Raw genomic sequence first — 11,445 nt, forward strand, 5'->3', positions numbered from 1 at the left:
GATGCTTTTATCAAATTCATTTATACCAATATTAAAAAATAATCCTTCAGAAGCAAAAATTAAATCTCATCAATTGATGTTAAGAGTAGGCATGATTAAGCAAGCCTCAGCAGGAATTTATTCATGGTTACCTTTAGGTTTTCAAGTAATGAAAAAAATAGAAGATATTGTCAGACAAGAACAAAACAAAATTGGAGCTCAAGAAATATTAATGCCAACAATTCAATCCAGCGAAATTTGGAAAGAAAGTGGTCGTTATGATGATTATGGTGAAGAGATGTTAAGAATAACCGACCGTCAAAATAGAGAAATGTTATATGGACCAACCAATGAAGAGCAAGTTACTGAAATTTTTAGATCTTCAATAAAATCTTATAAATCACTCCCACAACTTATGTATCATATACAATGGAAGTTCAGAGATGAAATTAGACCTAGATTTGGAATTATGCGTGGTAGAGAGTTTTATATGAAAGATGCTTATTCATTTGATGTATCAGATGAAGAAGCTTTTTATTCTTATAATAAATTCTTTCTTTCATATTTGAGAACTTTTAAAAGATTATCTTTGACAGCAATACCTATGGCTGCTGACACAGGACCTATCGGTGGAAATTTATCTCATGAATTTATTATTCTTGCAGATACAGGTGAAAGTAAAATTTTCACTGATAAAAGAATATTTGATCTTGATAGTGATGATACTCAACTAGAAAAAGCATCATTGGAAAGTATGAGAAAAAAATATGAAAAGTTTTATGCTGCAACTGATGAAAAGTTTAATAAAGATGAGTTTGAAAAAATTGTTTCTAAGGAAAATCAATTGATTACAAAAGGTATCGAAGTAGGTCATATATTTTATTTTGGTGACAAGTATTCAAAACCAATGGGAGCATCTGTTGATTTACCAGGAGGAAAAAAAGATTTTGTAAAAATGGGTTCTTATGGAATTGGTGTATCAAGGTTAGTAGGGGCTATAATTGAGGCTAAATATGATGATAAAAATGAAATCATGAAATGGCCATTGTCTGTTGCTCCTTATGATATTGCTTTAATACCTATGATAAATAAAAATGACACCTCAGCTTTAGATAAAGCAAATAATATCAATATAGAATTAATCAAAAATAATATTGATGCAATAATTGATGATACAGATGAGAATTTCTCATCAAAAATTAAAAAAATGAATTTAATTGGTGCCCCATATCAAATTATTATTGGTAAGAAAAGTGAGGGTGATTTATTAGAGTTCAAGGAAACCGGTGGTGAAACTCAAAATTTACCATTAAGTAAAATTATAGAAATTATAACTAAACAAAAAAATTCAATTTGATTTCTACTTTAGAAAAAGAAATTACTTTTAGATTTTTAAAAGCCAGAAAAAAAGATGGTTTTTTGAATGTAATATCTATTTTTTCTTTTATTGGCATAAGCCTTGGTGTTGCAGTTCTTATCATCGTAATGTCTGTCATGAATGGATTTAGAACTGAATTAATTGACAAGATAGTTGGCTTTAATGCTCATGCGATTGTCAAACCTTACGATAAACCCTTAGTTCCCTTGTCAGATAAAGATTTTGCTAAAGAAGTTTTGTCAAATGATGGAGAAGCAGTTATTTTTCATAAGAATGGCACGAAAGGAGTTTTGCTAAAAGGTTATTTGGAAAAAGATTTTAAAGATCTGGATATTTCAAATAATGATAGTTTTTTTGGTTCTAAAAGTTTAAATGAAAGTACAATTTCTATTGGTCGAGATTTAAGTAATATCTTAGGATTAGATATTGGAGATGAGGTTTCAATTACTTCACCCTCAGGAGTTCAAACGTTAGTTGGGTCTTTACCAAAGCAAAAATTATTTCTTATAACTTCAATATTTGAAAGTGGATTATCAGAATATGATGAAAATATTGTTTATATAAATTTAAACACTTTAGAAGATTTTTTTGATAAAAATAAAAATGATAGTTTTACCGAGTATTATTTTAAAGATCCAAAAAATATAGAAAATCATAAAGAAAAACTGATGAAACTATACCCTGATGCATTTGTATATACATGGGCCGATATGAATAGTTCTTTATTTTCTGCACTTAAAGTTGAGAGAAATGTGATGTTTATTATTTTATCTTTAATTATTATTGTCGCCGCTTTTAATATAATTTCAGGTTTAACAATTTTAGTTAAAAATAAAACTCGAGATATTGCAATTTTAAAATCTATTGGAGTTTTGAATAAATCTATAATTAAAATTTTTTTTCTCGTGGGTGTTTCAATTGGAACTTCAGCAACAATATTTGGAATATTTTTAGGTGTAACATTCTCAATTTATGTTGAAAATATACGACAATTTTTAAGCTCTACTTTTAATATTAGTTTATTTCCAGAGGAAATATATTTTTTAAGTAAGATGCCCTCAGAAATAAATATTAATTCTATTCTAATTATAACAATCTGCTCAATATTAATTACAATAGTGGTTTCTATATTTCCTGCGCTTAAAGCTGCTAATATGGATCCAATAAAATCGCTGAAGTATGAATAATTTTTTAGAATTAATTAATATACGAAAAAGTTTTACTTCGGAAAAAAAAATTAATGTATTAAGAGGTTTATCTAAAAAATTCAGATTAGGTAAAACTTACGCAATAATGGGGCCCTCTGGATCTGGAAAATCAACTTTGCTTAATTTAATTTCATTAATTGATAAACCAACATCTGGTACAATTAAGTTTGAAAATTATGAGGTAAATTTTAGTCAAAATGAAAAAAATGATTTATTTAGATCTAAAAGAATAGGTATTGTTTACCAAGAAAATAATCTTCTTTCTGATTTTACAGCATTGGAAAATGTTTATTTTGCCTCTTTATCTCTTAATAATGATAAAAAATTAGCATTATCTAAAGCTGAAAAATTATTAAAAAAAGTTGGACTTTCAAACAGATTAAATCATTTTCCCTCACAACTTTCTGGAGGTGAAGCCCAAAGAGTTGCAATAGCAAGAGCGATTATTAATGATCCTCAAATTATTTTAGCTGATGAACCAACAGGTAGTTTAGACGTAAATACGGCTAAAGATATTTTTAAACTTTTGATCAAACAAAAAAGATCTGATAGAATTATTATATTTGCAACCCATAATAGATTTTTTGCAAAAAAAGCGGATTATCTATTGGAGATGAGAGATGGTAGTATAAAATCATCTTATGCTTGAGTCTGTTTCACGAAATTTTAATCATTTAAAAATTCACACCCAATATTCGATTTGTGAAGGAGCGGCTAGAATTGATGATTTGCAAGAATATTCTAAAAAAAATAAAATAAAATCCTTAGGATTGTGTGATACCTCAAATTTATGTGGTGCTCTGGAATTTGCTGAAAAGATTTCTAAGTCTGGCACTCAGCCAATAATTGGAACTCAAATTAACTTTAAAATTGGAGAAACAACAGGTTTACTTCCTTTATTTGCTCTTAATGAAACTGGATATAAAAATATAATCGAACTTTCATCTTTATCATATTTAGAAAATGATGAATTGTCAGATCCACATGTAGATTTTGAATTATTATTAAACAAATCTAAAGGTGTCGCTGTATTTTCAGGAACTGTTTTTGGTTTATTTGGTAAATTATTTGATAAAGGAAAGTTTTCTGAAATTGATGAGCTTTATAATAAAATTAAAAATACTTTTGATGACAGATTTTACATAGAGATCCAAAGACATGGTGATCAAAACGAAATTGGATTTGAAAAATATAATTTAAAAAAATCTTTAGATCTACAAATACCTATTATTGCAACTAATGAAGTTTTTTATTTAGACAAAGAAATGCATGAAGCTCATGATGCTTTAATCTGTATTGGTAACAAGACCTATGTAAATGAAAAAAACAGATTAAGATTAACTGACCAACACTATTTAAAAACTAACTCAGAAATGTCAGAATTATTTTCTGATTTACCCGAGGCTTTAGAAAATAATTATAATTTTCCATTAAGATGTAATTATAGACCGTTATTTTCTAACCCAATATTGCCTAATATTAGTAGTGAAAAAGATGGAAATGCAGATGAAATTTTAAAAAAAGACTCTATAGAGGGATTAAAAGTCAAATTCAATAAGACCTTTAATTTAAGTGATGAAGATTTAGATAATAACAATTCTTATAGAGAATATAAGAACAGACTTAATCATGAACTTTCGATTATTGTAGAAATGAAATACTCTAGTTATTTTCTTATAGTTGCTGACTATATTAAATGGGCTAAAAATAATGATATCCCTGTAGGCCCTGGAAGAGGCTCAGGTGCTGGCTCATTAGTAGCTTGGTGCTTATCAATCACAGACGTCGATCCAATAAAATTTAATCTTATTTTTGAAAGATTTTTAAATCCAGATAGAATTTCAATGCCAGACTTTGATATAGATTTTTGCGAGGATAAAAGAGATCAAGTTTTTGAGTATCTAACCACAAAATATAAAGACAGTGTAGCTCACATTATAACATTTGGTAAATTAAAAGCACGAATGGTAATTAGAGACGTTGGAAGAGTTTTGGGATTACCATATGGATTTGTTGACAGCATATCTAAGATGATACCTTTTGATCCATCTAGACCACAAAATTTAATTCAGTGCATTGCTGGGGAGCCAAGATTACAAAAACTCATAAATGATGATCCAAGGGTAAAGAAACTTACTGATCTCTCACTAAAATTAGAAGGTTTAAATAGAAATGTTGCAACACATGCGGCGGGAGTGGTTATAGCAGATAAAAAACTCACTGAAGTTGTACCTTTATACAAAGATGTTACTGCAGATTTGTTGTTACCATCTACTCAATTCGATATGTACTCAGCAGAAAATGCAGGATTAGTAAAATTTGATTTTTTGGGCTTAAAAACACTTACAGTAATTAACAATACGCAAAAACTTGTAAGAAAAAAAATTAAAGATTTTGATATAGAAAAAATAAATTACGAAGATCAAAAAGTTTTTGATTTAATGTCAGCAGGTAAAACTGTTGGCTTATTCCAAATTGAGAGTGCTGGCATGAGAGAAGCCCTAATTCAAATGAAGCCAAACCATATTGAAGATATTATTGCATTAGTTGCACTCTATAGACCAGGACCGATGAGCAACATTCCAACATATAATGATTGCAAACATGGAAAGCAAAAACCAGATTATTTACACCCACTTCTAGAAGATATTTTAAAACCAACTTATGGTGTAATTATTTATCAAGAACAGGTAATGCAAATTGCACAAAAATTATCAGGATTTACAGCAGGACAAGCTGATCTTTTGAGAAGAGCAATGGGTAAAAAGAAAAGGGCAGAACTTGAAAAACAGAAACAAGGGTTTATTGCTGGAGCTGTTAAAAATGGAATTCCCAAAGATGTTGCTGCTGGAATTTTTTTAAAAATTGAACCATTTGCGGAATATGGCTTTAATAAAAGTCACGCTGCAGCATATGCAATTATTTCTTACCAAACTGCATTTTTAAAAACATATTATCCAAAAGAGTTCATTGCAGCATCAATGACTATGGATATTTCTAATCAAAATAAATTAAGTGAGTTTTATGAGGAATTAAAAAGAATAAATGTTGAAGTTGTCCGTCCAGATATAAATGAATGTTTTGCTGATTTTAGAACAATTGATGATAAATTTTATTATGCATTAGGAGGAATTAAAGCTGTAGGTTATGAGGCAATAACAAATATAGTTGAGGAAAGAATATTAAATGGAAAATTTAAGTCAATTCATGATTTTATAAATAGAGTAAATCCAAAAGATATAAACAAACTTCAATTAGAAGGTTTAGTCAAAGCAGGTGCATTTGATGATTTAAACACAAATAGACAAGCTTTGTATGATTCTATTCCTGCAATTATAGCTAAGAGTAAAAATATATTTGATAATAAATCTGCTAATCAGATTGATTTATTTTCAGAAGATGAAAGTGCGCAGGATGATATTTTAATTAAGACTGAAGATTGGAAATTTGAAGAAAGATTATCCAAAGAATTCGAATCAATAGGTTTCTTTATTTCAGACCATCCATTAAATCAATTCACAGAAATTTTTAATGATTACAAAATAACAGATTATTCAAATTTTATTTCAAAAGATGATTTAAAAGACTCAAACATAGCTGCAACATTGTTAAAAGTTCAAGAAAAAAAAACTGCAAAAGGAAATTCTTATGCTGTTTTAAAACTAACCGACTTATCAAGTGTATTTGAACTATTTATTTTCTCAGATATTTTAGAATTAAATAGAGAAATTTTAAAAGAAGGAAGTTCTCTTATTTTAACATTATTTAAAAATATTTCTAATGACGAAAATCGAATTACAAGAATTAATGTCCAAAAAATAGCCTCAATAAAAGATTTATTTAATAGTCCGATAAATGAGGTTTTATTCAAGCTAAATTCCGAGGAAAAAATTAAAAAAATATCTTCAATTTTGAATAATGAAGGTAAAACTGTTGTAAATATTAATTTAGTTACTGGAGACAATATTCTTAAATTTAGATTAAAAAATAAACGTAAATTAGACAGAAAAGCGCTAAACCTTCTAAGAAATCAACAAATTGAGGCAATAATTAACTAAATAATTACTTGTTAAATATAAGAAATATTTGTAAATAATCTCTAAATTAAATTAACACTCACACAGTTGTTGGTTTTAAACCTCCGGTCCTTAATTGGAAATTACTGTGGTGGCTTAACCGGGAATAAATATGAAAATACCTAACGTTACAATACAACAATTATTAGAAGCAGGCGTTCATCTTGGACATAAAACTTTAAGATGGAATCCAAAAATGAAAAAATATATTTTTGGAAAAAGAGATTCCATTCACATTATAGACCTAACCCAAACTCTTGAATTAACAAAAGTAGCTTTGGAAAAGGTTTACGAAACTATTACAAATAATGGAAAAATTTTATTTGTATCTACAAAAAAACAAGCATCTGAAGCTATAGCCGAAGTAGCAAAAGAAACAGATCAATATTTTGTTAATTACAGATGGTTAGGAGGTATGTTAACTAATTGGGGAACTATTTCGAATTCAATAAAAAAATTAAAAAAATTGGAAACTGATTTAGTAGCAGAAAATAGAGGTTTTACCAAAAAAGAACTTTTAAAAATGAGTGTAAAAAAAGATAAGCTTCAAAGATCTTTAGGTGGTATAGCAGAAATGAAAAAAGTTCCAGATTTAGTATTTGTTATAGATACAAATTATGAATCTCTGGCTATTGCAGAGTCAGCTAAATTAGGAATACCAATTATTGCTATTTTAGATAGTAATTCTAACCCTGATAATATTGATTATCCAATTCCAGGCAATGATGATGCAAGAAGGGCTATTGATCTTTATTGTAACTTAATCAAAGAAACAATTAATACTGCTAAAAGCTCAACTCCTTCTATTGAGTCAAAAAAAGATAAAACCAAACATGCAAAAGAAGAAGACAAGACAAAAACTATTCAGGAATTAGATAGAGAAAAGTTAGAGAAAAAATTTTCTAAAGAAGATAAGGAGAAATTAAATTAATGAGTGACATAGAAAAGGTTAAAAAACTTAGAGAAGTTACTGGAGCTGGTTTTAAAGATTGTAACTTAGCAATTAAAGAATCAAATGGAGATGTAGATAAAGCAATTGAAATTTTAAGAGTTAAAGGAATTTCAAAAGCTTCAAAAAAAATGTCTAGAGATGCAAAAGAAGGAGTTGTGGTAGTTAGTGGTGATGACACAAAAACTTCAGTAATAGAAGTAAATTGTGAAACAGATTTTGTTGCAAAAAATGATGATTTTATTTCTTTTGTTAAAGAGTTAAGCGAATTAAATAACAATAATAATTCTAATATCGAAGAATTAAAAGCAGCAAAAATGAAAAATGGTCAGACAGTGGAAGATAATTTAGTTGCCTTGATTGCAAAAATTGGTGAAAAAATTACAATTGGGAAAGCTAAAACAATTAGCAATTCTGATGGAATAAATAACCATTATTTACACACAGTTGTAAAAGATAATGTTGCAAAATTAGCTGTTATGGTTTCTTTGGATACCAAAGATAACTCAGATATTGTTAAAACATTTAGCAAACAATTATCTATGCATATTGCTGCCTCGAATCCCTTAGCACTAGAGTCAAGTTCTATAGATCAAGCAATAATTGACAAAGAACAAGAGCTTGTTACGGAGGAGCTAAAAAATTTAGGTAAACCTGATGATATTGCAAAAAAAATTAGCTTAGGTAAAATGAATAAGTTTAAAGAGGAAAATGCTCTTTTAACACAAGCTTGGGTGATGGAGCCAAAGAAAAAAGTACAAGATGTATTAAAAGAACTTTCTATAGCTGACTTAAAAATAAAAGAATTCTATAGAATTAAGATTGGAGAATAAATGTTTGATGAGAAATCATACAGCCTTAAAATGGATAAGGCCATTGAGGTTTTCTCTAAAGAACTGGCTTCCCTTAGGACAGGTAGAGCAAATGCATCGATGTTAGACCTTGTAAAAGTAGATGTTTATGGACAACAAATGCCGATTAATCAGATAGGCAGCATAACAACTCCAGAGCCAAGAATTATTAATATACAAGTTTGGGATATAAATAATGTTCCACTGGTAGATGCTGCAATTAAAAAATCAGATTTAGGATTAAATCCTCAAATCGATGGACAATTAGTAAGATTACCTGTGCCAGAACTAAATGAGGAGAGAAGAACTGAATTAAAAAAATTAATCAAATCAATTGGTGAGAAATGTAAGGTATCAATAAGAAACATTAGAAGAGAAGCTAATGAAGATTTAAAAAAACTTCTTAAATCTAAAGATATTGGAGAAGATGAAGAAAAATCTAATGAAAAAAAAGTTCAGATAATTACAGACGATCATATTAAATCAGTTGATGAAAAAGTTTCCTCTAAAGAAAAAGAAATAATGACAATATGAACCCTCTGAAACATGTAGCCATTATCATGGATGGTAATGGAAGGTGGGGCATAAAATATAAAAACTCAAGAAACGCAGGTCATAAAGCAGGATTAAACACTGTTGAAAAAATAATTAAGGAATCAATAGAACAGAAAATTCAATATTTAACATTATACGCTTTTTCAACAGAAAATTGGAGAAGACCAAAAGAAGAGATTAAATTTCTATTTAATTTATTAGAAAATTTTTTAATTAATAAAATTAATGATTTACATAAGCAAAATATCAAACTTAAAATAATTGGTGGTAAAAAATTTTCAAAGAAATTAAATAATTTATTAAATAAAGCAGAAAAAAAAACGTGTACTAATAATAAGTTACAAATAAATTTAGCTTTAAATTATGGATCAAAAACGGAAATTTTAAATGCAGTTAAGAAATTAATTAAAAATAAAGAAACGATAAATGAAAAAAATTTAAATAAAAATATGCAAACTAAAAATATTCCAGATCCAGATATCCTAATCAGAACGGGTAATACGAAAAGACTAAGTAATTTTTTATTATGGCAGATTGCTTACAGTGAAATTTTTTTTGAGAAGAAATTGTGGCCAGCGTTTAATAAAAATGATTTTAGGAAAATAATTAAGAAATATAAAAAAATAAAAAGAAATTTTGGTAGTATATAATGAGTAAAGAATTAAATAAGAGAATTATAAGTTCAATTATTTTGTTTCCAATTACTATTTTATTTATATATGAGGGTTCAATTTTATTTAATTTATTTTTAATTATATGTCTTTTATTATCTGGTTATGAATGGCATTTAATGAAAAAAGGAAATTTTATAAATATATTTGGACATTTTTTTTTAATTTTTTCTTTTTTTACTATTTTTAAAATCAGAAATGACTTCGCAGGAGAGTTTTTTTATTTATTATTTATTTTAACAATATGTATTTCTACTGATGTCGGTGGTTATGTAGTAGGTAGAATTGTTAAAGGTCCTAAGCTAAATAAAATAAGTCCAAATAAAACTTTTTCAGGCACAATTGGTAGTTTTTTATTTTCACTAATTTCAACTTTTATTTATCTTGATTATTTCAACAAAATTCACAACATTAAATTTAGTTATGAGTTGATTGTATTCGTAATTTTAATTTCTATGGTAAGTCAAATTGGTGATCTACTCATTTCTTATTTTAAAAGGTTATCTAAAATTAAAGATACTGGTAAACTTATACCTGGTCACGGGGGTCTTCTGGATAGAATTGATGGAATGATTTTTTCATTTCCTTTTTCGTATATAATAATTTCTCAAAATATCTTTAATTTTAAATTATGAAAAAAAAAATAGTAATTCTTGGATCTACTGGATCTGTGGGATCAAAAACTTTTGAGATAATTAAGAAAGATAGAAAAAATTTTCAAGTAGTTTTGTTGTCAACTTATTCAAATTTAAATAAGATTTTTTCTCAAGCAGAAGAACTAAATGTAAAAAATATTATTATTAATGATTTAAAAACTTTTGAAAAAGCAAAAAAAAAAATAAATATTAAAAAAATTAATATTTTTAATAAATTTGAGGATATCAATACAATTTTAAATAAACATAAGATTTATTATTCCATGGTTTCAGTGTCTACTTTAGAAGGTTTAAAACCTACAATTATATTATCTAAATACTCAAGAAATTTAGCTGTAGTAAATAAAGAGTCTTTAATTTGCGGTTGGAATTTAATTAAAAAGCAGTTAATTAAATTTAAAACAAATTTTATACCTATAGATTCTGAACATTTTTCGGTAAATGAAATATTGAACCAAAAAAAAGCACATGATGTAGAAAGAATATATTTAACAGCTTCCGGTGGACCTTTTTTAAATCTTTCAAAGAAAAAATTTAAACTAATAAAACCTGCTGATGCTTTAAAACATCCCAATTGGAAAATGGGAAAAAAAATAAGTGTAGATTCAGCAACTTTGATGAATAAAGTATTCGAAGTAATTGAGGCAAAAAAAATTTTCAATATTTCATATGAAAAAATTTCGATTTTAATACATCCTTCTTCCTACATTCATGCAATTGTAAAATTTAAAAATGGTATAACAAAAATATTAATTCATGATCCTGATATGAAAATACCTATTATAAATTCTATTTATAAAAAAAAAATTAATTCAATCAAAAGCAAAAATCTTGATTTAAATATATTAAATAATTTAAATTTAAATAATGTAGATTTATTAAAATTTCCCACAATTAAATTGTTATATCAAATGCCAAAAAGTGACACTCTATATGAAACTGTCTTACTTACAGTAAATGATTATTTTGTTAACAAGTTTTTAGAGAATAAAATAAATTTTGAAATGTTGATTAAATTAATAATTAAGTTCTCAAAGTTAAATAATTTTGCAAAGTATAAAAAGATGAAACCAAAAAATATAGAAGAAATTTACAAATTAAGAGATTATGTAAGTTTAAAAT

The 11,445-nt window shown here is 26.9% G+C and carries 10 protein-coding genes; all 10 read left to right on the forward strand.

Going from position 1 to position 11,445, the window contains the following annotated elements; genetic code table 11:
- The first annotated feature begins 1 nt into the window (after position 1).
- Complete coding sequence (gene proS / locus ACTT9R_RS07265) at positions 2 to 1,336, forward strand: proline--tRNA ligase (RefSeq protein WP_440927323.1); 1,335 nt, start codon at positions 2 to 4, stop codon at positions 1,334 to 1,336.
- Entirely contained in the window at positions 1,333 to 2,544 is a 1,212-nt protein-coding gene (locus ACTT9R_RS07270; protein WP_440927324.1) for an FtsX-like permease family protein, read from the forward strand. The genes proS and ACTT9R_RS07270 overlap by 4 nt, the downstream gene beginning before the upstream one ends.
- Positions 2,537 to 3,214 carry an ABC transporter ATP-binding protein gene (locus ACTT9R_RS07275; RefSeq protein WP_440927325.1) on the forward strand — a complete coding sequence of 226 codons (678 nt, stop codon included), beginning with the start codon at positions 2,537 to 2,539 and terminating at the stop codon, positions 3,212 to 3,214. Before ACTT9R_RS07270 ends, ACTT9R_RS07275 begins: the two co-directional genes overlap by 8 nt.
- A complete protein-coding gene (gene dnaE / locus ACTT9R_RS07280) occupies positions 3,207 to 6,623 on the forward strand; it encodes a DNA polymerase III subunit alpha (RefSeq protein WP_440927326.1) in 3,417 nt (1,138 codons plus the stop codon). Before ACTT9R_RS07275 ends, dnaE begins: the two co-directional genes overlap by 8 nt.
- A 130-nt stretch (positions 6,624 to 6,753) precedes the next feature.
- On the forward strand, positions 6,754 to 7,572 hold the full coding sequence (gene rpsB, locus ACTT9R_RS07285; RefSeq protein WP_440927327.1) for a 30S ribosomal protein S2: 819 nt from the start codon (positions 6,754 to 6,756) through the stop codon (positions 7,570 to 7,572).
- A complete protein-coding gene (gene tsf / locus ACTT9R_RS07290; protein ID WP_440927328.1) occupies positions 7,572 to 8,423 on the forward strand; it encodes a translation elongation factor Ts in 852 nt (283 codons plus the stop codon). The genes rpsB and tsf overlap by 1 nt, the downstream gene beginning before the upstream one ends.
- Entirely contained in the window at positions 8,424 to 8,975 is a 552-nt protein-coding gene (gene frr / locus ACTT9R_RS07295) for a ribosome recycling factor (RefSeq protein WP_440927329.1), read from the forward strand.
- The gene (gene uppS, locus ACTT9R_RS07300; RefSeq protein ID WP_440927330.1) at positions 8,972 to 9,646 is read left to right on the forward strand and encodes a polyprenyl diphosphate synthase; all 675 of its coding nucleotides are present in this window, start codon (positions 8,972 to 8,974) and stop codon (positions 9,644 to 9,646) included. The genes frr and uppS overlap by 4 nt, the downstream gene beginning before the upstream one ends.
- Complete coding sequence (locus ACTT9R_RS07305; protein ID WP_440927331.1) at positions 9,646 to 10,302, forward strand: phosphatidate cytidylyltransferase; 657 nt, start codon at positions 9,646 to 9,648, stop codon at positions 10,300 to 10,302. The genes uppS and ACTT9R_RS07305 overlap by 1 nt, the downstream gene beginning before the upstream one ends.
- A partial coding sequence (locus tag ACTT9R_RS07310) for a 1-deoxy-D-xylulose-5-phosphate reductoisomerase (RefSeq protein WP_440927332.1) occupies positions 10,299 to 11,445 on the forward strand: 1,147 nt, incomplete at its 3' end. The genes ACTT9R_RS07305 and ACTT9R_RS07310, both read left to right, overlap by 4 nt.

It is taken from the genome of Candidatus Pelagibacter sp. (assembly GCF_052049835.1).
Lineage (GTDB): Bacteria > Pseudomonadota > Alphaproteobacteria > Pelagibacterales > Pelagibacteraceae > Pelagibacter.